Source organism: Campylobacter jejuni (assembly GCF_049221745.1).
Lineage (GTDB): Bacteria > Campylobacterota > Campylobacteria > Campylobacterales > Campylobacteraceae > Campylobacter_D > Campylobacter_D jejuni_E.
In genome coordinates this window covers 25,939-50,291 of sequence record NZ_JBMJAO010000009.1, presented here as the reverse complement: position 1 = coordinate 50,291, position 24,353 = coordinate 25,939, and the positions used below count along the sequence as shown (strand labels likewise).

Here is a 24,353-nt window from a genome sequence, read left to right as displayed (position 1 = left end):
ATTCCTAGAAATTATTCTATAAAACCGCTTGCTATGACTTTATCATGATCATAAAAGACTGCCATTTGTCCGCTAGCAAGTCCATAAACAGGATCTTTTAGAGTGATTTTTGCGCTTTTATCTTCATAAATTTCTACCTTGCAAGGTGTGGATTTTGAACGATAGCGGATTTTTACTTCGCAATCAAATTCTTTAGCGTCTATAAAAAGATTGATATTTTTTAGATTAAATTCACTGATTTTAAGTTCTTCTTTGGTTCCTACGATGATTTGATTTTGCTTAGGATTGATTTTTAAAACAAAATGTGGCTCATGTGCCCCACGCACTTCAAAGCCTCTTCTTTTGCCTATGGTATAGTGCATATAGCCCTCATGTTTGCCTACTACTTTTCCGCTACTATCTAATACTTCTCCAGGAATTTTTGTATCCATAAACTGATCTAAAACTTGCACATAAGTATCTTCAACAAAGCAAATTTCAGAACTTTCCTTTTGAGTGGCAAAAGATTTTAAAACCTCTATAGTTGAAGCAAATTTTTTCACATCTTCTTTTTTCATTTCACCTAGCGGAAAAATAAGATATTTTAAAGCTTCTTTATCTGCACTAGCTAAAAAATAGCTTTGATCCTTGTTTTCATCTACTGCGATTTTTATTAAGTTGTTTTCAAGTCTTGCATAATGCCCTGTGGCAAGTTTTTCACAACCTAAACTTTTAGCAAATTCTAAAAGTTTTCCAAGTTTGATAAAACGGTTGCATAAAGCACAAGGATTTGGTGTTTTACCCTCTTTATAAGTATCCACAAAAGGCATATAAACTTTGTTTTTAAAATCTTCTTGTAAGTCTAAAATATGATAAGGAATTTGTAAAAAATTTGCAACTTTTTCTACTTTTTTGATATTTTCTTCGTGGTAATTTGGTTTGCCATGAAGCTTCATATAACAACCTATAACTTCATGACCTAAATTTTTAAGTTTATAAGCAGTGACTGTACTATCAACTCCACCGCTCATAGCGACTAGAATTTTCATTAAATTTCCTTTAAAGTATTAATTATAAAATCCAAGTCGTCAGTGATTTTATACTTTAACTCATCTCCTTTAGAAATCACTTCAAGTTTGAGTAAAGAATTTCTGACGAACTCATCAAAACCTCGCCAAAATTCATTCCCAAACAATATAATAGGAACATCTTTTTTAAATTCTAGTTGTTTTAGTGTTAGAATTTCACATAATTCATCAAGTGTTCCAAAGCCGCCTGGGAAGATCACAAAAGCTAGGCTCTTTTCAATAAGAGCCATTTTGCGTATGGCTAAGCTCTCAAAAGTAATGTTGTATTCTACAAAATCATTAAGTTTTTGCTCGTGAGGTAAAAATATATTAAACCCTATAGAACTCATTGAATTTGTATTGTTTTTTTGTGAAAAAGCACCTTCGTTGGCTGCACGCATAATGCCACCACCTCCACCGCTTATAACACAAAAACCATTTTTAACACATTTTTGTGCTAAAATTTTAGCTTGCTGATAATAAAAGTTATCTTCTTTAAGTCTTGCTGAACCAAAAAAAGTAATAGCTTTTTCTAGCTCGGGTATATTTTCAAATTTTTCAACATCTTTTATGATTTTTGTATTCATTAAATACCTTTTTTAGCAAAACTATAAATTTTCATTATAGCTAATTTTTTATAATTTTATCTTAATTGTTCCAATCTCTCTTTTTTAGAACCGATTTCTGTGATTTGGACGCCAAAATTTCCATCGACAATTACCACTTCACCATAAGCAATTCTTTTATCTCCAATTAAAATTTCAAGTGGATCGTTTGCCAGTTGATTAAGTTCGACAACCGAACCTATATCCATGGTTAAAACATCTTTTAAAAGCATTTTTTTATTTCCTATACGTACACGTACAGGTAAACGTACATCCATGATAAGATTAATGTTTTTAAGTTCTTCGTTAAGTACGATTGCTTTTTCTTCGGTATTGTGATTAGAATCAGTGCTTACATTTCCTGTTTCAGCAGGTTTCCCGCTTAGGATGTTATGGAGTGTTTGATCCATAGCTAAAGAAACTTGTTCTTCTAGATCGCTTATTTTAACATCATATAAAAATAATTTTTTAAAATCTTTAAAATCTACACTTTCAGACACAAATTCACAAGATTCTATACTAAAATCCATTTTTGGAATGTCTTTTTGAGCTCCTAAGGTTGTAGAAAATGCTGAAATGATGTTTTGGATGGCTTCTTTGGCTGCATCCATTTCATCAGGACCTAGGTTATCGTTTTTAGATATTTCTTCTTCACCCATCATCCATTCGCCAATAGCGCTCATTAAAACAGCACCGGCTAAAATTCCTATTTTTCCACTATTTGCTATATCAAATATAGCATACACTAAAGGTGCTTTTAAAGTATCGCTTGCATTGACATCAAATTCTTTATATTCGCTAAATTCAGCACTTTTTCCTGTTAAACCTTCAATGGTGCTGATGCATTCATTTGTAAACATTTTTAAAAAATCATTGATCATATTTCTTCATCCTCCTCTTCAGGCTCATCATAAACGCTAGCTTTAGCTTTACGTTCTTCTTCGTATTTTTCCAAAATTTCTTTGATTTCATCTTTATCTGTGCGTATGAGTTCTAAAATTTTAATAGATTTTCTAAAACGATGCAATCCAATTTGTGCTAAGAAAACATCTTTTTTATCAATACTTACTATGGCTTTATCATCTGCTTCTCTATCAAGTCTTAAGATATCGCCTTGTTTAAGTTCTAAAAATTCATGAACATTAATTAATGTTTTTCCTAAAATTGCCTCATATACTACTTCAGCACGACCGATTAAAGTTTTAAGTTCTTTGTTACGTGATTTTTTGGCTGAGGTTTCACCCATCATAATGTCGCGGTTTGCCAAACGGCTTAATATACTTTCTAAATGCACTACAGGATAGCAGATATTTACCATGCCGCTTGAATTTCCTATGATGATTTCCATTACCACCATGATAACAATTTCGTTTTGAGATACAATTTGTACAACATTTGGACTTGATTCTTTAGCTTCTATACTAGGATAAATTTCAGTTACAGTAGCCCAGCTTTCTTTAAGTCTTTGCATAATAATACGCAAGATAGAATCAAGTAAATTAAGCTCAATATCCGTAAGCTCACGTGAAGCTTCATAGCTATCGCCTTGACCACCTAAAAGCCTGTCTATCATAGGAAAAGCTATGCTTGGATTGATTTCTAAAACACAGTTTCCATCTAAAGGTTTGATAGAAAAAACGTTAAAACTTGTTGGGCTTGGTAAAGACATTAAAAACTCTCCATAAGTCATCTGATCGACTGAATGAAGTTTAGTTTCAACAATACTTCTCATCATCGATGAAATTTGAGAGGCTAAATTTCTTGCCAATTTATCATGTATGCCTTTAATCGTCCTAAGTTGTTCTTTTGAAACTCTGTTTGGACGCTTAAAATCGTATACAACGATATTTCTTTCATCTTTTTCATCTTTTGAATTTGAGGTTATAGGCGTGTCGGTATTATCATCAACAACTTCAAGTAAAGCATCAATTTCTTCTTGGGAAAGTATCTCAGCCATTACACTAGCCTTTCTCTAAGTTTTTTAAGAAGTTTTTTGTGAATTTGTGAAATTCTGCTTTCACTGATTTGTAAAATTTCACTGATTTCTTTTAGGCTTAATTCTTCATAATAATAAAGCTGAATGATTAACTGATCGCGCTCTTTAAGATCATCTAGCACTTCGTGAATTTTTTCTAAAAGTTCTTCTTTTTCAATTTTTTCTAAAGTATTGTCTTCATTATAAAGTTCGATTTGCTCATCGATGGGCAGGGTATAGCTAATAGCATGAGCTGTTCTTACTTCTTTGATTTTTTCTATGTCTAAATCAAGTTTTTTGGCTAGGTATTCATCATCAGGTTCGCATTCATGTTCAAGGAAATATTCATCCATGATTGCATCAATATCTTTAATAATTTTGCGATTATTGCGACTCATTACATCAAGACTTCTAAGATAATCAAGCATAGAACCATTAACTCTTTTTCTTGCAAAACCCCAAAAATTATCATTTTGCTCTTTGTCATAACGGCGTGAAAGCTTTATCATTTCTTCAACGCCTATGCTAATAAGATCATTAACATCTATGCTTGAAGGCAAGCGTTCTTTTAGTCTAAAAGCCATAGCACGCAGAGCTGGCATATAAGAAAGCACAAGCTCATCTTGCTCTTTCTTTAGCATTTGCGCATAAGCTTTAGGCGGCTCTTTTAGCATTTCTTCGTCTTTCTTTGGATTCATTTTTCTTTAGCTCTTCTCTTTCTTCATTGAGCTTTTCTAAAATTATATCCATTTTCTTTTCACGAATAACTAAATCATTGATAATATTATTGCTAGTTTTTTCATAATCATGTTTATTAAAGATTCTACCACTAATTTTCTTTACATCTATAAAATTCATAATAGCAATATGAACAAAAACATAAAACATAAAAGTAATAAAACAAGTAAAAATCAGTATATCAAAGGCTTCATCTATACTAATAATGCTAAATGCAAGTCCTATAAAAAATCCACAAACAGTAAAAAATGCTACGTAATTTTCTGGCCTCATAATCTCTTCTCTTTATTGCTAAAATCTTTCAATAATTTTTCTAAAAAAACTTGAAAAACTACGATTTGAAACATTATCAAGCACTTTCCGTTCCAATCTATATAAAAGTTTGGAAGCTAGAGCTTTAATCTCATCGCTTGAGGTTGTGTTTTCATCGCTAAATAAAGTTCTTTTTTTAATACTACTACTTACATCTTTAGAAGCACTTAAATGTCCTAAAAATTCCAAATTTAAAGGATTTTTAATGTTTGCATCTGCAACTTTTTTAATATTTTCAAACACTTTTAAAGCTTCATTTTCATTTTTTACAACATTAAAGAGCATTAGTAAATTTTCTTTTGTCTTAGAAGTTGTTTTTATAGTTGCATATGCATCAGTGATTGCTGCAGGATCTGGAACGGTTACAACTATAACTTCATCAGCTATTTCTAAAAAATTTAAAATATTTCCACCAATACCTGCACCTGTATCAATAATAAGAAAATCAAGTTCATCTAAAATACTTGCTTGGTTTAAAAATCTTTCATAAATATTTTTATCATTATATTTTAAAATCTCGTCTCCGCTTTCGCCTGGAATAAGCCATAAATTTGGCTTAACTTCTATTAAAATATCTTCCAAGGAGCATTCTCCGCGTAAAACATGCAAGAGGTTTTTTTGTATGCGTACATTTAAAATGACATCCAAATTTGCCAAGCCAATATCAGCATCAAAAAGCCCAACTTTATAGCCATTATTTGCTAAAACATTGGCTAGATTTGCGCTAATAGTACTTTTTCCAACGCCACCTTTTCCACTTGTAATAGCTATAAAATGAGTGTTTTGGGATTTTTTGGTTCCATTTTGACTCATGAGATTGCGAAGTTTATTTGCTTGATTATTCATTATTTTTTCCTTTGTTAAACCCTTCTAAAATACAATGAACTAGAAAATCACTATTGGCTACTTCTAAATCATCTGGCACTTCTTGTCCTGTAGAGAAAAAGCTTAGAGGAATATTTGTTTCATAAATAAGAGAGAAGATATTTCCAAAAACCTTTGTTTCATCAAATTTAGTAATAATCAAAGTATCAATATTTAAGAATGAAAAATTTTTATAAATTTCCATTAAATCTTCATGCTTGGTGTTTGCAGAAACCACTAAATTTACATCAATTTCTGCATTTGAGTGCATTAAAAATTCTTTAGTTTTAGCAAGTTTACTTTGATCGTATTGTGAATTTCCTATAGTATCAACTAAAATTACTTCGCAATTATTTAAGCTTTTTATCGCTTCATCTAAATCCTTTGGTTCTATGCTATCAATAATAGGAAGTTTCATCATTTTTGCATACTGAAAAAGCTGCTCAACCGCACCGATTCTATAAGTATCAAGCGTAATAATACCTGTTTTATAACGCTTATCTCCATAAGCATAGCGAAAAGCTAACTTGGCTAAGGTTGTTGTTTTTCCAACTCCAGTTGGGCCCACTAGCATCATAATTTTTTGCTTTTTAATTTCATTTTCAACACGACAAGGCAAGATATTTCTTAAAAGTGAGTGAAAATATCTTTGAACTGCATCTTTATTGGTTTTCATAGCAGCTGGCATATTTTCTATAGTTGCTTTCATAATCGCTTCTAAATGATTTTCAAGCATTCCACTTTCTTTGGCTTGTTTATAAATGCTTGCAAATTCAGGAGGTATCATAAGATTTTTTCTAGCTTCAGCTTTATCATCCCACATCATATCTGCAAGAAGATCTATTTTATCGTTAAGCTTGTTGATTTGTTTTTCAAATTGCTTTTCAAAATTTTCTATTTTTTTATTATAATTTGGATTAGGGGTGTAATTTTCTAAAGGTGTGTTTGTAACTTTAGAAATTTCATTACTAACTTCACTTAGTTTTTCTTTAAAATCATCAAAGCCTAGAGTCTTATTTTGATGAGGGTTGATTTTGTTTTGTGGAAAATCTTGATAGGTTCTTTTAGTTAAGTCATTGTTTTTTACAGTGTTTAAATTTGTATTTAAGCGAGTGTTTGAGAAATCCAAGACTACATCGTCATCTTCTTGAGGGATTTGAGATCTGATTTTTTCTTCTGCAAGAGAGGTAGAAGATGGTTTTGGCGAGCTTTTTTTTGCAGGTAAAGATTTTCCTTGTTTTTTTAAGTGCTCTTCATAGTCGCTTTCTTCTATGGCTACCATAACCTCATAAAGTGCACTGCGATTTAAGGTTTTAGGACGAATTTGTTTATTTGTTATAATTAAAGCTTTATCTCCGTAATCTTCTTTTACTTTGGGTATAATTTGTTCCGTATCTTCAACAGTAAAAGTATGTATAAGTTGTCCCATTTATATTCCTTATATCATGCCTAAAGGCAAAATTACACTCACTCTTTCTTTAGCCCCTTTATGAGGCACCTCACACCACTTATCACGCTTGACTTTTTGTGAAAAGTATAAAAGATCTAAATCAAGCGTTCTAGGAGCGTTTTTGAAAATTCTCTTGCGTTTAAATTTTACTTCATAATAAAGTAAAACTTTCAAAAGTGCTCGTGCATGCAAATTAGTTTGTATAAGCATAACTGCATTAGTAAAATCTTTTTGTTCTTTAAAACCAAAGGCTTCATTGATCAACATAGGAGATGTTGATAAAATTTTAAATCTTTTATCATCCATCATGACCCTAAAAAGCATATCAAATCTTTTTTTTTCAGACTCTATATTGCTTCCTAAGCCTATAAGGGCTAAATATTTAAAAGAACGTATATTTTGACTAAAAAAAGGAAAAAAACGACTTTTTTCAAAGCGTTTTGTTCCTTTTATTTTTAGCATTATTTGCTTGCTTGTTGTGCTTGTTGCATTGCGCGCAAATTTTTTATTTGCTCGCAAATTTGAATTACACCCATTAAAGCCAAGTGATAGCCAAAAGGACCAAAACCTACAATAGACCCAGAGCATACAGGAGCTATAAGACTTTTTTGGCGAAATTCTTCTCTGCGATAAATATTGCTAATGTGTACTTCAATTGTAGGCAAAGCTACTGCTGCAATAGCATCTCGAATAGCTATTGAAGTATGAGTATAACCTGCTGCATTGATAATGATTCCATCGACTGTTCCAAGACATTCTTGAATTTTATCTACAATTTCGCCTTCAAAATTACTTTGAAAAAAGTCAAGTTCTACATTATTCTGTGATGCTGCAAGTTTCATTTGTTCATGAATTTCTTCCATTTTCATTGCACCATAAATTCCCACTTCTCTTACGCCAAGCATATTGACATTTGGGCCTTGAATAATCATTATTTTCATGGATTTAGCCTTAAAAATTTATTTTTAACCTTTTATTATAACATTTTAAAAATAAATTTTTGCTACAATGTAATTTTTGAAAGGAAAATTGTGTTTATAGTTTTTGCAAGATATCTTTTTTTATGTGATAAAGATTTTACAATATTAGAAAATCAAGCTCTTGTTTTTGAAGATAAAATTTTAGAACTAGGTGATTTTGATTTTTTAAAAAAAAAATATCCCAAAGCTAAGCTCATAAAAATACCTAAAAATTCAGTCATTTTGCCTGCTTTTATAAACCCTCATACGCATTTGGAATTTAGTGCGAATTCTACAACTTTGCATTTTGGAGAATTTTTAATTTGGCTTAAGAGTGTTATAAATTCTCGTTCTATATTAAATTTGCAGGCTAAAGAAGAACTAATACTTCAAAATATTAAAAAAATGCAAAAAAGTGGTATAGGGACTATAGGTGAAATTTCAAGTTTTGGGAGTGATTTAAATCCTTGTTTAAAAGCAAGTCAAAATGGAATGCGTGTAGTATTTTTTAATGAAATTTTAGGCACAAATGAAAATCAAATCGAAGATAAAAAGCAAGAATTTTTAAAAAGATTTGAAAATTCTTTAAAATTTAAAAATGATTTTTTTATCCCAGCTATTTCTGTTCATTCTCCTTATTCTACCCATCCTAGTTTGGCTTCTTTTGTGCTTGATTTGGCTAAAAAGCAAAATTTATTAGTAAGCACTCATTTTTTAGAAAGTAGAGTTGAAAATGTTTGGCTTAGAAAGGCCAAAGGGGGGTTTAAAAAATGGCTTGGAAATTTTATGTTAAATCAGCCTTTTTATACTCCAAAGGATTTTATTAGGCTTTTTAAAGAGGTAAGAACTCTTTTTACACATTGTGTGTATTTAAAAGAATATGAATGCTTGGATAAAAATTTACATTCTATAACACATTGTGCCTTTTCAAATCGTCTATTAAGTCAAAAAAGTTTTGGTTTAAAAGAAGCTTTAAAAAGTGGTTTGAATATCCATTTAGGAACTGATGGACTTAGTTCTAATATTTCTTTATCTTTACTTGATGAAATGCGTGCAAATTTGCTTGTGCATACAGATTTTGATTTGTTAAAATTAGCACCTAAGCTTTTGCAAATGGCAACACTTTATCCTGCAAAGGCTTTAAATTTAGAATTAGGAGAGCTTAAAAAAGGAAAAATAGCTGATTTTAGTGTGTTTGAATTGGGAGAATGTGATAAAAAGCAAGCTCCTTTGCAATTTATTTTAAATGCCAAAGAGGTAGATAAATTATTTATAAAAGGAAAAGAATGCAAAATTTAAAATTATTTTTTAAGATTTTAGGGTATGGTATAAAATTTATCAATACTTATTTTAAAACTTTTGTTTTGTTGTTAATTATTATGTGGATTTTCATTCCAAACGCAAATTCAAGTTCTAATCTTGCAAATCTAGAACGCATTGATTTAAAAGGTGAAATTTTTGATAGTTCTCAAGTACTTGAAAAAATTATCAATGCTAAAAATGATAGTAATATCAAAGGAGTGCTTTTTGTTATAGACTCTCCTGGTGGAGCTTTTGCTCCTAGTATGGAACTAGCTCTAGCTATAAAGGATTTAAAAATTAAAAAGCCTGTGCTTGTTTATGCAAGCGGAACTATGGCAAGCGGAAGTTATTTAGCAGGAGTTGGAGCAAGTAAAATTTTAGCTAATCCGGCAAGTTTTATAGGCTCTATCGGTGTGATTATGCAAGGAGCTGATTTAAGTGGATTGGCTAATAAACTCGGCATTAAAGAACAAACTATACAAGCGGGTGAATTTAAAAGTGCTGGGACTTTTGCGAGAGCTTGGAGTGAGGATGAGAGAAATTTTTTACAGGGCTTAATTGATCAAAGCTATGATCTTTTTACAGGTTTTGTTGCCAAGGAAAGAGCATTAGATCTTAATAAAAAAGATCAGTGGGCAAACGCAAGAGTGTTTTTATCTGCTAAGGCTAAGGAGCTTGGTCTTATAGATGAGCTTAGTAATTATGAAAATGCTAAAAAAGAACTTGAAAAACTTGCTAATGTTTCAAATCCTTCTTGGAAAAAAGAAGATAAGATTGATAAATTTTTTAATCATTTAGGAGAGCAAATATCAAGTATGATAAATAAAAATTTAGCCAATATTTTTTATATTGTTAAATAATGGATTATGATTTAAAATAATTAAAATTTATACTTTAATATAAGACTTGAACAATTATATTTGGCAAAGTATTTAACTATGATTTAAATGCGAAAATAATACTTTTAAAATTTTGTTTTTATAAATTTTGAAAAATAAAAAATAAATTATAGCTATTTGAAAATATTTGCTTGAATTATTTTTATTTTATTGTGGTTAAAATTACAAGAAATTTCTTAGAGTTTTTAATTTTTATTTTAATTTTATAAATAATTATGAATTAAAAAATATTTTTATAAAATTTTAAATTCTTTTTACATTTTCTACATTTAAAATTAACTCCTTTAAGCTGGATTTTTGTATGTATGTTAAAAGGCACATCATGTATTTGACCTATGCATTCGCAACTATAAAGATGCATTTCTTTTTTTTCTTCTTTTTTTTCTTCTTTTATTTCTTTTATTTCTTCTTTTATTTCTTTTATTTCTTCTTTTATTTCTTTTATTTCTTCTTTTATTTCTTTTATTTCTTCTTCCTCTATCGTTTTAAAACTTACTTCTTTATTATCTTCAGTTATTAAAGAAGTCATTCTATACCGTTCTACTTTCATATCTTCATATAAGATATGCTCTAAAAGCCATTTTCTTGAAACTATATAAAGTTTTTCTTTTAAGTCGTTAGTTGTTTTAGCATTTTTAATAATTTTTATCATAGCTTTTATGATTTCTTTATGAATTTTTTTATGTTGTTCTAGCTCTGGATATCCAATAAGTTCCATATATTTTTCTTCATCGTAAAAATGTTCTTTCATATAATCAAAAAACTCATTTAATAAAAGTTTTAAATTTTCTTTATATATAGGTTTTTCAAGCATAAATTCAACTTTACCTGCAAGATCAAAAAGTTTTTTATGCTGTGCATCTATTTTGGCATTATGAACACTAAAACTTTTGTTCCATTTTGGCACCATTTCTCTCTCTTTTATACTAGATTTTTTAAATAAAATAAATTTTTTTTGCAGTTTTTACATTTTAAAATTTTGTTACGATATAAAATACTTAGATGTTCATTATAGGATAAAATATGGGTTGTCTTGCATGGACAAGAATAAATAAATTCTATTTTATTTTCTAAGTTTTGAACTGCATTATCATTATTTTCTAAGTTTTGAACTGCATTATCATTATTTTCTAAGTTTTGAACTGCATTATCATTATTTTCTTTCCAATGTTTTATCATTATATCATGATGTAAAATATGTTCTAAAAGCCATTCTGATATTATAATATAGAGTTTTTCTTTCAAGTCATTGGTTGTTTTGATATTTTTTATTAAGTGGGACATATTGCGAATAATGACTTTATGCATTGTTTTATGTTCATTTAAATAGGGATATTTTATCTCATTCATATAATTTTCTTCATCATGAAAATGTTCTTTCATGTAATAAAAGAGTTCTATTAAGATTTCTTTTAGTTCTTCTCGTTTTACAAATTTAAAAACAGCATTTTCAACTTTTATTCCAAGTTCAAAAAGTTTTTGATGCTGAATATCTATTTCGTTATTGATGCTATATTTTTCACTCCAAAGTGGAATAAGTTTATCCAAAATATATCCTCAATTATTATAATTTAAAATTATAATGTTATTGTAACTAATATTACTTTAATTAAGAATTAATTAGAAATTATTTTATTATTTTATGAATACATAAAAGATTAAGAATATATTGATTCTATTAAAGTGAGAATCAATATATGATAATATGTGCAATTTGCGGTCCATGAACGCCAAAAACAGTTATAAGCTCTATATCTGCTGTTCTTGAAGGTCCTGCAATAAATAAGATATTGGTTGGTAAGATCTCATTTTCTTTTTTTACTAAATTTAAAGCTTCGCTAAGACTTTTGACTATATTTTCTTTTTTAAGCAGTACTATACAAAGTTTAGGTGCAAGGCTTAGCATTCTAGGTTGGGCTTTACTTGAAGGTATAAGTGCAACTCCGTGAGAACTTACCCCTGCTCTTGCGTGAATGATGGAAAAATCACTATGAAAAACTTCAGATCTTAGATTTTCGATTTCTTTATCAAAGCAAATCTTCTTTTCTGCCTTGATTTGTTCTAAATTTAAATTTAAATCCGCCCCATAAATCATACTTTTAAAGCCATATTTTGCGACAATTTCATTGATTTTTTCTTCCAAGGTATCTTTAGTAGCGTTTTCAACGATGTATTTATTATCGCTCATTTTTTGTTTCATTTCTGTAAGCATATCTTCAGTAGTTTGAATATGTTCTACAGGATCTATACTTTCAATGCGTGTAAAATCTGTTTTTTTATAAGCTTTTTTGAGATATTCTAAAATACTTGCTTTGCTTTTGCTTGAAATTTCATCGATTTTACTCATAGCTTACTCCTTCTAAATCTTGGATTTCTTTATAAAGATCCATTTTAATTTGAGGTAATTCTTTAAAAGCGTACCATTTTTTAATTACAGGTAAAACCCCCGCAAAATTTTGTACTACCCAATTGAAATAATGTACTTTTGAAAGTGAAAAACGCCATTTATCACCATTGGTTGCGATATTTTTAAATTGTTTAAAGGTAAAGGCTTCCAAGGCATTGTGATGAACATTGTTTATACCTAAAGGCGGATTTGTACCTTGTCCTATTTTATCGCACCTTAATTTTCTAATCAGATCAGCCAAAGGAATTTGCACTGGACAAACTTCAGAACAACGTCCACAAAGTGAACAGAAATTTAAAATATCTCCTGTGTGATCTATGCCAAAGATATTAGGACTGATTACTTCTCCTATAGGTCCTGGATAAGTGGTCTGATAAGCATGCCCGCCGATTTGATCATAAACAGGGCAAAAATTCATACAAGCCCCACATCGAATACAACGCAAAGCTTCATGGTAATCCTCATGAGCCAATATTTTAGAGCGATTATGGTCAAATAAAATCACATGTACTTCTTTAGGGCCGTCTAAATCCCCATTTTTTCTAGGACCTGTAATAATATTGTTATAAGTTGGGATAAATTGTCCTGTAGCTGAAGGAGTGAGTAAAGAAACCATAGTAGCTGCATCTTCAAAACTTTCCATAACTTTTTCTATACCACAAAGTGCGATATGAATATCAGGTGCTGTAGTACACATTCTACCATTTCCTTCATTTTCTATGAGCCAAAAGGCTCCTTCTTTTGACATAGCAAAATTTACTCCACTAAGTCCAAGTTTTAACCCTTCAAAATCTTTTCTTAAATGTTCTCTAGCTACCGCATTTAAACTTTCAGGTTCATCGTTTTCTAAATTTGCTCCTAATTTTTCTTTGAAAATTTGTCCTATTTCATGACGGTTTCTATGTATAGCAGGTACAACTATATGTAAAGGAGGCTCTTCGTTAAGTTGTAAAATAAGCTCTCCAAGATCGGTTTCTATAGCTTTTAAACCTTTTTTTTCTAGGTAGTGATTTAGGCCTATTTCTTCGCTTGCCATAGATTTACCTTTTAAAAGCTTGGTAATATTTTTTTCTTTCATGATTTCATAGACGATTTCACAGGCATCTTCATCACTACTTGCCCAATGCACTATAATTCCATTGTTTGTAGCATTTTTTTCAAATTCTAAAAGTCTTTCTTCTAAACTCATTAAGGCGTTATTTTTAGCTTGTTTTGCTTTAGCTCTTAAACCTTGCCAGTCTTTAAATTTTGCGTCAATAACATTGAGTCTATTTTTTTGCAAAGTATGCATAGCATTTATTAAGTTTTCTTGCATTTGTTTGTCGTTGAGTTTAATTTGAACGATTTGTTCGTGAGGAATTTTTTGACTCATAGTCTTTCTCCTTCTAAGCGTTTAAGTAAAAAGTCATATAAATGTATACCTTTTATATCTAAACCCATTCTTTTCATTGTGCCATCTATATTTAAAAGACAACCTCCATCGCCACTGATAAGGTATTTTACACCGCTATTTTGTATATCTTTGATTTTGCTTCTTACCATAGCATTTGAAATTTCAGGCTCTTTTACTGAAAAGGTTCCTCCAAAACCACAGCATTCTTCTTCATATTGAAGTTCTACTAATTCTACATTTTTTAGTTTTTTGATAAGATTTTTACTCGCTTGTATGCTTTTTTGCACCCTTAAAGCATGACAATTAGAATGCCAAGTTACTTTTATAGGTGTGCCTTTATCTTTATAATCTACTTTTAAAACTTCATCAAGATATTGTGAAAGTTCTATTACCCTAGAGCTAAAGTCTTTTATTTTGGAAAATTCAGGTCTGTTTTTAAAAAGTTCTTTATAGTCATGACTCATCATACCCGCACAAGAACCGCTTGGCACAACGATAGGATAATCTTTATCAAATAAATCTACATTATATAAAGCAATCTCACGACTTTCATCAAAATAACCTGAGTTAAAAGAAGGTTGAGCACAACAAGTTTGATTTTTTTTAAAAATCACTTCAATACCTTCACGTCTTAAAAGCTTTATTGCATTTAAAACGCTTTGTTGTATAGCAGCAGTTCCTAAACATGTGGCGTAAAAATACACTTTTTTCATCATTTCTCCTTTTGGGATAATTTAGGATAAATATCCTAATCCTGTAAAAATAAAAGCAAAGTAAAATTTTCAGCAAATATTCTAAAAATGAATATTTGCTGATATAAAACTTAAAAATAATTATTTCATTATAACCTCAGGAATGATTCCTTGCAAATAAAAAGCTATAATGCAAGTCCAAATTCCTACCAAAACAACAAAAACTATAGAATACTTAAGAGTAAATTTGAAAAGTTCAGATTCTCTTCCCACAAGTCCTACAGCAGCACAAGCAACAGCTATACTTTGCGGACTGATCATTTTTCCTACAACTCCGCCTACTGAGTTAGCTGCTAAAAATAAAGCTTCATTAATGCCTAGCTTTTGAGCGCTAATTTGCTGCAAAGCTCCAAAAAGCAAATTTGCACTAGTATCTGATCCTGTTAGAAAAACTCCTATCCATCCGATAATAGGAGAAAAGAAAGAAAAAGCATCGCCTGTGTGTGCAAAAGCAAGCCCTAAGGTTGAGCTCATACCACTATTTTTAGAAATAAAAGCAAAAGCCACGACAAGACCTATAGTAAGACAAGGTATAGCCATTTCTTTTAAAGTTGCACTAAAACATTCAATAGCATCATTTGCTTTAATTTTTAGTATAGCTATAGTTAAAAAAGCTGCAAAAAGTATAGCTGTTCCAGCTTGAGCAACACTTTTTCCATTAATTAAGTCTATTCTAAGTCCTAGACTTATAGGTTTTAATACTGTGTTATCTACTATTGATGGACTTAAAATACTTTCGCTTATATTGTTAAAAGTTAAACTAATACTTGTAAAAGCTAAAATTCCATCTTTTGCAAAAAGTTCTTTAAAAAATGGCTGAGTCCAAAAAATTATACACACAATAAGAAGAATAAAAGGAGTCCAAGCCTTAAGTATTAAACTAGTATTTAAATTTAATTCATTTTTAAATTCTGTTTTTCCATCTACACGATAAATATTTTTAACCTTATAAAATTTTAGAAAAACTATAGTAAAGGCAAGAGAAACAACAGCTGAAATAATACTTGGAAGTTCAGCACCTAAATAATTAGAACTTAAAAATTGAGTTAAAGTAAAACTAATTGATGCTACAAAAACTGGCGCAAAAGTTTCCTTGATGCCTTTAAATCCATCCATTAAAAAAACCACAAAAAATGGAACTATAAAAGAAAGTGGCACAAGCATACGCCCTATCATAGCAGAAACAGCCCCACCTTGAATTCCTAAAAGATCACACATAGCAGTTACTGGTATCCCTACTGCTCCAAAAGCAACCGGAGCAGTATTTGCTATCAAACAAAGTCCAGCTGCTTGCAAAGGTTTAAAACCAAGACCTACCAAAAGTGCAGCTGTAATGGCAATAGGACCACCAAAGCCAATTGCTCCTTCTAAAAAAGAACCAAAACAAAAGCCTATTAAAATAACTTGAATTCTATGATCAGGAGTGATACTTATCATACTTTGTTTAATGATTTCAAAAGAGCCTGATTTAATAGAAAGTTTATAAAGAAAGATTGCTGCTATAATGATCCAAGCTATAGGCCACATACCATTTGTAAAACCTTGAATAAAACTTGCGCCAACCAAATTCCAAGGCATTTTATAAGCGAATAAAGCTACTAAAGTAGCAAGTATGACGGTTAAAAATCCTGCTTGATAACCTTTAAGTTTTAAAACAACTAAACAAACTAAAAAACACAGTATAGGTAAAAATGCCACTAAAGCACTAAGCCAAATATTTGAAAATGGGTCATATGCTTGTTGCCATGTTAAAATTTGCTCCAATTTTTTCTCCTTAATAATTTATGTATAAATTTATTGTAACAAAAAATTAAATTCAAAAATAAAAAAATTATAGAGTAAATTAAATTATATTATTATTAATTATTTTGTATATTTTTAGTAATATCATGATAAAATAAAAACTATAATTTTTGCATTAAAAACCTTGATTGTGTATGTTAAATTTTTAAGAAAATAATAACATAAAATTTCATTATAATTCTCCGCTTTTTAAAAATGTTTTATTTTGTTGTTTTTAAAGGTAGAATTTACATGTATCTTAAACACTTATATTTTAGCATCTCTCAAATTTTTAATTTTTACAAAGAGGGTTTTAAAAATTTAACTCTTGGAAAGATCCTTTGGAAAATTATCTTTATCAAACTTTTTGTTATGTTTGTGATTTTAAAACTTTTTGTTTTTGATGTAAATTTTAATTCTATTTTTAAAAGCGACAAAGAAAAAAGCACTTTTGTACTCAAAAATCTTACACTCGAAGGAAAATAAATGAACGAACTTAGTAGCGTTGATTGGTCAAGAGCGCAGTTTGCCTTAACTGCACTTTATCATTTTTTGTTTGTGCCTTTAACCTTGGGCTTGTCTTTTATGATTGCTATCATGGAAACCATCTATGTAAAAACTAAAAATGAAAGATGGAAAAAAATCACCAAATTTTGGCTTTCATTATTTGCTATAAATTTTGCTATCGGTGTAGCTACAGGTATTATAATGGAATTTGAATTTGGAACAAACTGGGCAAATTATAGCTGGTTTGTGGGTGATATTTTTGGCGCACCTTTGGCGGTTGAAGGTATTATGGCATTTTTCTTAGAGGCTACTTTTTTTGCAGTTATGTTTTTTGGCTGGGATAAAGTAAGCAAGGGTTTTCACTTACTTTCAACTTGGTGTGTGGCTATAGGAAGCAATCTTTCTGCTTTTTGGATTTTAGTGGCAAATAGTTGGATGCAATATCCTGTAGGAATGAGCTTTAACCCTGATACAGCAAGAAATGAAATGCAAGGCTTTTTTGAAGTAGCGCTTTCTCCTGTGGCTATTTCAAAATTTTTACATACCATAGGTAGCGGTTATGTGATTTCAGCTTTATTTGTAATGGGAATTTCAGCTTGGTTTATGTTAAAGAGACGCCATATTATCGAGGCTAAAAAAAGCTTAGTTGTAGGAGCTAGTTTTGGTTTGGTTTGTTCAATCTTTTTGTTTTTCAGCGGAGATGAAAGTGCTTACCGTGTAACTCAAACTCAACCTATGAAACTTGCAGCTATGGAAGGGGTTTATCAAGGCGAACATCGTGCAGGACTTGTACCTTTTGGAATTTTAAACCCTAAAAAAACCATAGACAATAACGAAAGTGTGTTTTTATTTGACATTACTATACCTTACGCTCTTTCTATATTAGGAAACCGTGATCCAAATTCTTTTGTTCCGGGAATTGAAGATTTAATCTATGGAAATGAAGGCAAAGGTATAGAACCTATGCAAAATCGTATCGATAGAGGAAAAATCGCTATACAAGCTCTAAAGGACTATAAACTTGCTAAAGAAAACAATGATAGAATAGCTATGGCAAATCACAAATCCATTTTAAAAACTTATTTTAAAGATTTTGGTTATGGATATCTAGAAAAACCAAGCGATACTATTCCGCCTGTGGCCTTAACTTTTTATAGCTTTCATATCATGGTTGCTTTAGGAAGTTTTTTCTTTTTACTTTTTATCGTTACACTTTATCTTACTATGGCAAATGATATTGAGAAATTTAGAAAAGTGCTTTGGGTGTGTTTATTATCCATTCCATTGGGTTATATCGCCGCTGAAGCAGGTTGGATAGTTGCTGAAGTGGGTAGACAGCCTTGGGTAATCCAAGATCTACTTCCTGTGCATATAGCCGCAACACAACTTGGAAAAATCAATGTTCAAATTTCGTTCTGGATTTTTGCAGCACTTTTTACAGCTTTATTGATTGCAGAAATTAAAATCATACTCACACAGATTAAAAAAGGCTTTGACGCACATGCAGGACATGCCCCACTTATGGGTAAAGGAGAAAAATAATGTTTTTTGGTTTAGAGCTTGAAGGTTTGCAAATTTATTGGTGGTTAGTATTAAGTTTGCTTGGTGGACTTTTGGTTTTTATGTTTTTTGTACAAGGTGGACAAACTTTAATCGATGAGCTTAGCAAGGATAAGCTTGAAAAAACCATGCTAGTCAATTCTTTAGGGCGTAAATGGGAGCTTGGTTTCACAACTCTCGTACTTTTTGGCGGAGCAGCTTTTGCAGCTTTTCCGCTTTTTTATAGTACAAGTTTTGGTGGAGCTTATTGGGCTTGGCTTTGTATTTTATTTTGTTTTATTTTGCAAGCTGTGTCTTATGAATATCGTAAAAAAGAAAATAATGTTTATGGCTCTAAAACTTATGAAATTTTTCTTAAAATTAATGGTTATTTGGGTGTATTTTTAATCGGTATTGCACTAAGCAGTTTTTTTAGTGGTTCAGAATTTGTTTTGAATGAGCATAATTTTGTTTCTTGGCAAAATCCTTTGCATGGCTTAGAACTTTTACTTAATCCTTTTAATTATCTTTTAGCTTTTTCTTTGGTATTTTTAGCAAGACTTTTAGGTGCAGCGTATTTTATGAACAATATCAATGATGAGAATATCAAAATAAAAGCTATGAAAAAGCTTATGATTAATAGTATTTTATTTTTACCTTTTTTCTTAGGTTTTTTAGCATGGATTTTCTTAAAAGATGGTTTTAGTGTAGATGCCAATGGAGTTGTAAGCATGAGTGCGAATTTGTATTTATATAATTTTTTAAATCAAACGATTTTTGCTATCTCGCTTGTTATCGGTGTAATTTTAGTGCTTTTAGGTATGGTTCAAGGATCAAAAGGTTGTTCTAAGGCTATTTTCACTCTAGGACTTGGAACGGTTTTAACAGTTTTTGCTTTATTATCAAGTATTGGTTTAGGTCAAAGTGCTTTTTACCCATCTTTAAGTGATTTACAAAGTTCTTTAACTTTAAAAAATGCAAGTTCAAGCTATTATACTCTAAGTGTTATGGCTTATGTATCTTTACTTGTACCTTTTGTTTTAGCTTATATTATCTATGTTTGGAATGCAATGGATAAAGTAAAAATCACACGCGAAGAAATCGCAAACGATGATCACGCATATTAAGGAGAAAAAATGTTGCATGCTTTGTTTTTATTGGCTTGGCCTTTAGTAATTTATCTAAGTTATAAATTTATCATGCTAAATATCAATCAATTAGAAAAAGATAGCAAACTATAAAGCAAGATAAGATTTAAACCGATATAAGTATAAATCTTTTCAAAATATTGCAATTTGCCCATTTTTGGGCATCTTTTAATCATAAATCTTTTAGCTTCATTAGCAGTATCAAGGGCGTGAATAAGGCTTGTGTCAAAAATTTTGATATTTGTAATTTTTGGATATTAATAAACCAATTTCAGTGCAAGCTAAAAGCACTCCCTTTACCCCTTTTTCTTGTAGTTTTTTATAATATTTAAATATTTTTCTTTAGAATTTTGCTTGATTTCACCCTTGCAAAGCTCATTAAAAATAATATCATTAACGATTTTTATATCTTCATCGCCTAGGAATAATAACGCTAATATTTTCTTCAATCAGCATTTTTTTATAAAAATCCTGAGTCATTGTGTATTTAGTGCCCAATAAACCAATGTTTTCTTGTTTTAAAGCCTTAGCAGAACTTTTTGCAATATGCAAATAGGGATATTTATGTTTTGTTGAATTTCATCAAAAACCTTATGCATAGTATTAGTTGCAATTATTATAAAACTAGCCCCTACAAGTTCTAATTTTTTAGCATACTAACTTAAAATTTGTATAGCTTCTCGCCATTTATCTTGTCTTTGTAAATTTTCTATTTCTTCAAAATTAACACTGTAAAGTAAAATTTTTGCAGAATTTAAAGATTTTAATTTATCATTTATAACTTGATTTATTGTTTTATAAATAAGTAATAGTGCTTTCAAAACTCAATAACCAATGGTTTTCATTTTTTTCTTAAAAATTAATTTTTGAGTTGTTTTAATTTCATAGAAATACGATTTATTTTTAAATAAATATATTTTAATATTTTTTAAAATTTAAAATAATTTTTTAAACTATTTTCCAATCTATAGAAATTTTACCAACTTTTTTTAAAAATTCATTAGCCTTTGAAAAATGCTTACAACCTAAAAATCCTGTTCTAGCTAAAGGGCTTGGGTGGGCTGCTTTTAAAATCAAATGCTTGGTATTATCAATCAAAATCTCCTTACTTTTTGCGTAATTTCCCCAAAGCATAAAGACAAGCCCTGACTTTTCATTGCTTAATTTATGTATCACAGCATCGCTAAATTCTTGCCAACCCCACGAACTATGACTAGCTGCTTTATTTGCTTCAACGCTAAGAATAGAGTTTAAAAGTAAAATACCTTGTCTTGCCCAAGAGCTTAAATCCCCGCTTGTTGATGGTGTAATATTTAAATCATCTTGCAGTTCTTTAAAAATATTATTGAGACTTGGTGGGATTTTAATGCCTTTAGGAACTGAGAAACTAAGTCCCATTGCTTGGTTTGGTTGATGGTAAGGATCCTGTCCTAGGATAATAATTTTAATTTCTTTTAAAGGACACAAGTTAAAAGCATTAAAGGTTAAATTTGCAGGTGGATAAATGGTAATATGTTGATTGATTGCATTTATATATCGTTTTTTAAGTTCTAAAAAATATTCTTTTTGAAATTCATCTCTTAAAAATTCTTTCCAATCATTGTTTATTTTAATCTTATCTATGTTTATTGTAATTTCTTCCATATTATCCCTAATTATTTAAGTTATTAAAAATTTTATTCTAACAAAAAAGCTTGCAAAAATATATTAATTTTTTTGAAGTAAATAAAATTTTTTTATATTAATAAAAATTAAATATAAAAATATAATAGGATATAAAAATACTTAATTTATTGTATTTGAAAGTAGTTTGCTTATTAACCAATTATTAACTAAAAATGCAATATTATTATTTTATGATTTAAATCAAAAATTTTTGATTTTAAATTAAAATACTTTTATGAAAGGTTCAAAATGGGAACAAGAAAAGAACATGATTTTATTGGGGAATTAGAAATCTCTGATGAGGTTTATTATGGAGTGCAAACTTTTAGAGCTGTTGAAAATTTTGATATTTCTCATGATAGATTAAAAGATTTTCCTCGCTTTGTTAGAGCTTTGGTTAGAGTAAAAAAAGCTGCAGCTATGGCAAATCATGAATTAGGTCTTTTGGATAAAAATATCCAAGATGCAATCATTAAAGCTTGTGATAAAATTTTAGAAGGCGGGTATTATGATCAATTTGTAGTAGATATGATCCAAGGAGGTGCTGGAACAAGTACAAATATGAATGCCAATGAAGTTATAGCAAACATAGGACTTGAACTTATGGGTCATAAAAAAGGTGAATACCAATATCTTCATCCAAATGATCATGTTAATTTAAGTCAAAGTACTAATGATGCTTATCCTACAGCTTTACACCTTGCTTTGCATGATTATTTAAGTGATTTAGCAAAAGCTATGGAACATCTAAAAAAAGCTTATGAGAGAAAAGCTGAAGAATTTAAAGATGTTCTCAAAATGGGTAGAACCCAACTGCAAGATGCTGTACCTATGACTTTAGGTCGTGAATTTAAAACTTTTGCCGTAATGATAGGTGAAGATATACAACGAGTATTAGAAGCTAGAAAATTGATTTTAGAGATCAATTTGGGCGGAACTGCTATTGGAACGGGAATTAATTCTCATCCTGATTATCCGAAGGTTGTAGAAAGAAAAATAAGAGAAGTGACAGGTTTTGAATACACTGTGGCTGAGGATTTGATCGAGGCGACTCAAGACACAGGATCTTATGTGCAAATTTCAGGTGTTTTAAAACGTGTTGCAACAAAACTTTCTAAAGTATGTAATGACTTAAGACTTTTAAGCAGTGGTCCAAAATGTGGTCTTAATGAGATTAATCTTCCAAAAATGCAACCAGGTAGTTCTATCATGCCGGGTAAGGTAAACCCTGTTATTCCTGAAGTAGTTAATCAAGTTTGTTATTTTGTTATTGGAGCAGATGTAACTGTAACTTTTGCTTGTGAGGGTGGACAATTGCAACTTAATGTTTTTGAACCAGTTGCAGCGTATAGTTTATTTAATTCTATTGTAATGCTAGAAAAAGCAATGTATACTTTAGCTGATAAATGTATAGATGGTATTACTGCAAATGAAAAAATTTGTTCAGACTTTGTCTATAATTCAGTAGGTATAGTAACAGCTTTAAATCCTTATATTGGCTATGAAAATTCAGCTTCTATAGCTAAAGAGGCAATGAACACTGGAAAAAGAGTAGCTGATATTGTACTTGAAAGAGGACTTTTAAGCAAGGAACAGATTGATGAAATTTTAACTCCATCAAATATGCTAAATCCTCATATGGAAGCTAAAAAATAGCATTTTAGGATTTAATATGGATGTAATGATAATTTTGCAAGTAATCGTCCTTCTTGGGGCGATTTTTATCGGTATTCGCCTAGGCGGTATTGCTATAGGTTATACTGGAGGATTAGGTGTAGTTATACTAGGACTTGTTTTAGGTATGAAACCTGGTAATATTCCTTGGGATGTCATTTTAATCATTGCTGCGGCTATTGCAGCAATTTCTGCTATGCAACAAGCTGGTGGGCTTGATTATATGGTTAGAGTAACAGAAAAAATTTTAAGATCAAGTCCAAAATTTATAAATTATTTAGCTCCAGCTTGTGGGTGGTTGCTTACAATCTTAGCAGGAACAGGAAATGCAGTATTTTCTTTAATGCCTGTTGTAGTCGATGTTGCAAAATCTCAAAACATAAAACCTAGTGTTCCACTTTCGTTAATGGTTGTTTCTTCGCAAATTGGAATCACTGCTTCTCCTGTGAGTGCAGCTGTGGTTTATATGAGTGGAATTTTAGAGCCACTTGGATGGAATTATCCAACTTTAATTGGAATTTGGATCAGTACAACTTTTATAGCTTGTATGCTTGCAGCTTTTATAGTGAGTTTAATCACTCCTATGGATTTAAGCAAAGATAGCGTTTATCAAGAACGCTTAAAAGCAGGACTTGTAAAAGATGCAGGAGCTATTTTAAATGGAGAAGATAAACCAGGTGCTAAACTTTCTGTAGGAATTTTCTTGATCACTGTTTTGGCAGTTGTGCTTTATGCAACCGCAATTTCAAGCAATATTAAATGGATTGATCCTGTTGTGGTTCCAAGAGATGCAGCTATAATGAGCTTTTTACTTACTGCAGCAACTTTGATCACTTGGCTTTGTAAAGTTGAACCAGGTAAAATTCTTGATACTAGTGTATTTAAAAGCGGTATGACTGCTTGTGTTTGTGTTTTTGGTGTAGCATGGCTTGGAAATACTTTTGTTGCAGGACACGAAGCTTCTATTAAAGAAGTAGCAGGTGACTGGGTTAAACAAACCCCTGCTATGTTGGCAGTTGCATTTTTCTTTGCAAGTATGCTTTTGTATTCTCAAGCAGCAACCGCAAAGGCTATTGTACCTGTAATTATCACCGCTTTAGGAATTTCAGCAGCAAATCCGCATGATTCTTATATGCTTGTGGCTTGTTTTGCAGCAGTTTCAGCACTTTTTGTGCTTCCAACTTACCCGACCTTACTTGGTGCTGTGCAAATGGATGATACAGGAACGACTAGAATTGGTAAATTTATATTTAACCACTCTTTCTTTATACCAGGAGTTTTAGCTATTGCAATTGCTGTAGCATTAGGCTTTGTATTAGCTCCTATGCTTATTTAA

General features: G+C 30.4%; 24 protein-coding genes and 1 pseudogene. 7 read left to right on the top strand and 18 right to left on the bottom strand.

Annotated elements, in window-relative coordinates; translation table 11 throughout:
- Positions 1-11: 11 nt before the first annotated feature.
- The 10 genes from mnmA to aroQ are packed head-to-tail and all read right to left on the bottom strand — an operon-like array spanning position 12 to position 7,931.
- Positions 12-1,028 carry a tRNA 2-thiouridine(34) synthase MnmA gene (gene mnmA, locus ACOTU8_RS07130; protein ID WP_422342331.1) on the bottom strand — a complete coding sequence of 339 codons (1,017 nt, stop codon included), beginning with the start codon at positions 1,026-1,028 and terminating at the stop codon, positions 12-14.
- A complete protein-coding gene (locus tag ACOTU8_RS07125) occupies positions 1,028-1,633 on the bottom strand; it encodes a TIGR00730 family Rossman fold protein (protein ID WP_422342330.1) in 606 nt (201 codons plus the stop codon). Before ACOTU8_RS07125 ends, mnmA begins: the two co-directional genes overlap by 1 nt.
- Positions 1,634-1,689: 56 nt before the next feature.
- On the bottom strand, positions 1,690-2,532 hold the full coding sequence (gene fliY, locus ACOTU8_RS07120; protein WP_422342329.1) for a flagellar motor switch protein FliY: 843 nt from the start codon (positions 2,530-2,532) through the stop codon (positions 1,690-1,692).
- Complete coding sequence (fliM, locus tag ACOTU8_RS07115; RefSeq protein ID WP_376798500.1) at positions 2,529-3,608, bottom strand: flagellar motor switch protein FliM; 1,080 nt, start codon at positions 3,606-3,608, stop codon at positions 2,529-2,531. Before fliM ends, fliY begins: the two co-directional genes overlap by 4 nt.
- Positions 3,608-4,300 (bottom strand): RNA polymerase sigma factor FliA, encoded by a 693-nt coding sequence (gene fliA / locus ACOTU8_RS07110; protein ID WP_422342347.1) that lies wholly within the window; start codon positions 4,298-4,300, stop codon positions 3,608-3,610. Before fliA ends, fliM begins: the two co-directional genes overlap by 1 nt.
- The gene (locus ACOTU8_RS07105; protein WP_002854547.1) at positions 4,281-4,637 is read right to left on the bottom strand and encodes a hypothetical protein; all 357 of its coding nucleotides are present in this window, start codon (positions 4,635-4,637) and stop codon (positions 4,281-4,283) included. Before ACOTU8_RS07105 ends, fliA begins: the two co-directional genes overlap by 20 nt.
- Positions 4,638-4,655: 18 nt before the next feature.
- Positions 4,656-5,522: a flagella biosynthesis ATPase FlhG gene (gene flhG, locus ACOTU8_RS07100; protein ID WP_422342328.1), complete on the bottom strand. Its 867-nt coding sequence runs from the start codon at positions 5,520-5,522 to the stop codon at positions 4,656-4,658.
- Positions 5,515-6,969 carry a flagellar biosynthesis protein FlhF gene (gene flhF, locus ACOTU8_RS07095; protein ID WP_422342327.1) on the bottom strand — a complete coding sequence of 485 codons (1,455 nt, stop codon included), beginning with the start codon at positions 6,967-6,969 and terminating at the stop codon, positions 5,515-5,517. Before flhF ends, flhG begins: the two co-directional genes overlap by 8 nt.
- Positions 6,970-6,978: 9 nt before the next feature.
- Positions 6,979-7,452, bottom strand: a complete 474-nt coding sequence (folK, locus tag ACOTU8_RS07090) for a 2-amino-4-hydroxy-6-hydroxymethyldihydropteridine diphosphokinase (protein ID WP_422342326.1) — start codon at positions 7,450-7,452, stop codon at positions 6,979-6,981.
- Positions 7,452-7,931 (bottom strand): type II 3-dehydroquinate dehydratase, encoded by a 480-nt coding sequence (gene aroQ / locus ACOTU8_RS07085; RefSeq protein ID WP_422342325.1) that lies wholly within the window; start codon positions 7,929-7,931, stop codon positions 7,452-7,454. Before aroQ ends, folK begins: the two co-directional genes overlap by 1 nt.
- Before the next feature lie 90 nt (positions 7,932-8,021).
- On the opposite strand from aroQ, the gene mqnF reads away from it, so the two are divergent.
- Together mqnF and sppA are read left to right on the top strand one after the other, a co-directional pair.
- On the top strand, positions 8,022-9,248 hold the full coding sequence (mqnF, locus tag ACOTU8_RS07080; RefSeq protein ID WP_422342324.1) for an aminofutalosine deaminase family hydrolase: 1,227 nt from the start codon (positions 8,022-8,024) through the stop codon (positions 9,246-9,248).
- Complete coding sequence (gene sppA / locus ACOTU8_RS07075; RefSeq protein WP_422342323.1) at positions 9,236-10,111, top strand: signal peptide peptidase SppA; 876 nt, start codon at positions 9,236-9,238, stop codon at positions 10,109-10,111. Before mqnF ends, sppA begins: the two co-directional genes overlap by 13 nt.
- Positions 10,112-10,370: 259 nt before the next feature.
- Here the strand turns inward: sppA and ACOTU8_RS07070 are convergent, their stop codons facing one another.
- The 6 genes from ACOTU8_RS07070 to ACOTU8_RS07045 all read right to left on the bottom strand — a co-directional run bounded on the left by ACOTU8_RS07070 (position 10,371) and on the right by ACOTU8_RS07045 (position 16,466).
- Positions 10,371-11,060 (bottom strand): bacteriohemerythrin, encoded by a 690-nt coding sequence (locus tag ACOTU8_RS07070; RefSeq protein WP_422342322.1) that lies wholly within the window; start codon positions 11,058-11,060, stop codon positions 10,371-10,373.
- A gap of 11 nt (positions 11,061-11,071) precedes the next feature.
- Complete coding sequence (locus ACOTU8_RS07065; RefSeq protein ID WP_422342321.1) at positions 11,072-11,698, bottom strand: bacteriohemerythrin; 627 nt, start codon at positions 11,696-11,698, stop codon at positions 11,072-11,074.
- Between the two features lie 142 nt (positions 11,699-11,840).
- Entirely contained in the window at positions 11,841-12,497 is a 657-nt protein-coding gene (locus tag ACOTU8_RS07060) for a LutC/YkgG family protein (RefSeq protein ID WP_422342320.1), read from the bottom strand.
- Positions 12,490-13,929 carry a LutB/LldF family L-lactate oxidation iron-sulfur protein gene (locus tag ACOTU8_RS07055; RefSeq protein WP_422342319.1) on the bottom strand — a complete coding sequence of 480 codons (1,440 nt, stop codon included), beginning with the start codon at positions 13,927-13,929 and terminating at the stop codon, positions 12,490-12,492. The genes ACOTU8_RS07060 and ACOTU8_RS07055 overlap by 8 nt, the downstream gene beginning before the upstream one ends.
- A complete protein-coding gene (locus ACOTU8_RS07050; protein WP_422342318.1) occupies positions 13,926-14,666 on the bottom strand; it encodes a (Fe-S)-binding protein in 741 nt (246 codons plus the stop codon). The genes ACOTU8_RS07055 and ACOTU8_RS07050 overlap by 4 nt, the downstream gene beginning before the upstream one ends.
- 117 nt (positions 14,667-14,783) lie before the next feature.
- Positions 14,784-16,466 (bottom strand): L-lactate permease, encoded by a 1,683-nt coding sequence (locus ACOTU8_RS07045; RefSeq protein WP_422342317.1) that lies wholly within the window; start codon positions 16,464-16,466, stop codon positions 14,784-14,786.
- Positions 16,467-16,736: 270 nt separating this feature from the next.
- Between ACOTU8_RS07045 and ACOTU8_RS07040 the strand changes: the two genes are divergently transcribed.
- The 3 genes from ACOTU8_RS07040 to cydB are packed head-to-tail and all read left to right on the top strand — an operon-like array spanning position 16,737 to position 19,657.
- A complete protein-coding gene (locus ACOTU8_RS07040; protein ID WP_422342316.1) occupies positions 16,737-16,970 on the top strand; it encodes a DUF4492 domain-containing protein in 234 nt (77 codons plus the stop codon).
- Positions 16,971-18,533 carry a cytochrome ubiquinol oxidase subunit I gene (gene cydA / locus ACOTU8_RS07035; protein ID WP_422342315.1) on the top strand — a complete coding sequence of 521 codons (1,563 nt, stop codon included), beginning with the start codon at positions 16,971-16,973 and terminating at the stop codon, positions 18,531-18,533.
- The gene (cydB, locus tag ACOTU8_RS07030) at positions 18,533-19,657 is read left to right on the top strand and encodes a cytochrome d ubiquinol oxidase subunit II (RefSeq protein WP_422342314.1); all 1,125 of its coding nucleotides are present in this window, start codon (positions 18,533-18,535) and stop codon (positions 19,655-19,657) included. The genes cydA and cydB overlap by 1 nt, the downstream gene beginning before the upstream one ends.
- Positions 19,658-19,863: 206 nt before the next feature.
- Here the strand turns inward: cydB and ACOTU8_RS07025 are convergent.
- Positions 19,864-20,506 (bottom strand): annotated as a pseudogene (locus ACOTU8_RS07025) (aspartate/glutamate racemase family protein); the annotation flags it as partial.
- Positions 20,507-20,626: 120 nt separating this feature from the next.
- On the bottom strand, positions 20,627-21,322 hold the full coding sequence (gene ung / locus ACOTU8_RS07020) for a uracil-DNA glycosylase (RefSeq protein ID WP_422342313.1): 696 nt from the start codon (positions 21,320-21,322) through the stop codon (positions 20,627-20,629).
- A gap of 270 nt (positions 21,323-21,592) precedes the next feature.
- Here ung and aspA point away from each other — a divergent pair, with 270 nt between their 5' ends.
- Complete coding sequence (gene aspA, locus ACOTU8_RS07015) at positions 21,593-22,999, top strand: aspartate ammonia-lyase (RefSeq protein ID WP_422342312.1); 1,407 nt, start codon at positions 21,593-21,595, stop codon at positions 22,997-22,999.
- Positions 23,000-23,015: 16 nt separating this feature from the next.
- Positions 23,016-24,353 carry an anaerobic C4-dicarboxylate transporter gene (gene dcuA / locus ACOTU8_RS07010; protein ID WP_422342311.1) on the top strand — a complete coding sequence of 446 codons (1,338 nt, stop codon included), beginning with the start codon at positions 23,016-23,018 and terminating at the stop codon, positions 24,351-24,353.

Bases quoted from the DNA above. Each gene is read 5' to 3' on its own strand.
- flhG (WP_422342328.1), bottom strand. From the start codon at position 5,522: ATGAATAATCAAGCAAATAAACTTCGCAATCTCATGAGTCAAAATGGA.
- ACOTU8_RS07125 (WP_422342330.1), bottom strand. From the start codon at position 1,633: ATGAATACAAAAATCATAAAAGATGTTGAAAAATTTGAAAATATACCC.
- ACOTU8_RS07070 (WP_422342322.1), bottom strand. From the start codon at position 11,060: ATGGTGCCAAAATGGAACAAAAGTTTTAGTGTTCATAATGCCAAAATA.
- ACOTU8_RS07055 (WP_422342319.1), bottom strand. From the start codon at position 13,929: ATGAGTCAAAAAATTCCTCACGAACAAATCGTTCAAATTAAACTCAAC.
- aroQ (WP_422342325.1), bottom strand. From the start codon at position 7,931: ATGAAAATAATGATTATTCAAGGCCCAAATGTCAATATGCTTGGCGTA.
- fliM (WP_376798500.1), bottom strand. From the start codon at position 3,608: ATGGCTGAGATACTTTCCCAAGAAGAAATTGATGCTTTACTTGAAGTT.
- cydA (WP_422342315.1), top strand. From the start codon at position 16,971: ATGAACGAACTTAGTAGCGTTGATTGGTCAAGAGCGCAGTTTGCCTTA.
- dcuA (WP_422342311.1), top strand. From the start codon at position 23,016: ATGGATGTAATGATAATTTTGCAAGTAATCGTCCTTCTTGGGGCGATT.
- ACOTU8_RS07040 (WP_422342316.1), top strand. From the start codon at position 16,737: ATGTATCTTAAACACTTATATTTTAGCATCTCTCAAATTTTTAATTTT.
- ACOTU8_RS07050 (WP_422342318.1), bottom strand. From the start codon at position 14,666: ATGATGAAAAAAGTGTATTTTTACGCCACATGTTTAGGAACTGCTGCT.
- mnmA (WP_422342331.1), bottom strand. From the start codon at position 1,028: ATGAAAATTCTAGTCGCTATGAGCGGTGGAGTTGATAGTACAGTCACT.
- ACOTU8_RS07105 (WP_002854547.1), bottom strand. From the start codon at position 4,637: ATGAGGCCAGAAAATTACGTAGCATTTTTTACTGTTTGTGGATTTTTT.
- flhF (WP_422342327.1), bottom strand. From the start codon at position 6,969: ATGGGACAACTTATACATACTTTTACTGTTGAAGATACGGAACAAATT.
- ACOTU8_RS07060 (WP_422342320.1), bottom strand. From the start codon at position 12,497: ATGAGTAAAATCGATGAAATTTCAAGCAAAAGCAAAGCAAGTATTTTA.
- sppA (WP_422342323.1), top strand. From the start codon at position 9,236: ATGCAAAATTTAAAATTATTTTTTAAGATTTTAGGGTATGGTATAAAA.
- ung (WP_422342313.1), bottom strand. From the start codon at position 21,322: ATGGAAGAAATTACAATAAACATAGATAAGATTAAAATAAACAATGAT.
- aspA (WP_422342312.1), top strand. From the start codon at position 21,593: ATGGGAACAAGAAAAGAACATGATTTTATTGGGGAATTAGAAATCTCT.
- folK (WP_422342326.1), bottom strand. From the start codon at position 7,452: ATGCTAAAAATAAAAGGAACAAAACGCTTTGAAAAAAGTCGTTTTTTT.
- fliY (WP_422342329.1), bottom strand. From the start codon at position 2,532: ATGATCAATGATTTTTTAAAAATGTTTACAAATGAATGCATCAGCACC.
- cydB (WP_422342314.1), top strand. From the start codon at position 18,533: ATGTTTTTTGGTTTAGAGCTTGAAGGTTTGCAAATTTATTGGTGGTTA.
- fliA (WP_422342347.1), bottom strand. From the start codon at position 4,300: ATGCTAAAAGAGCCGCCTAAAGCTTATGCGCAAATGCTAAAGAAAGAG.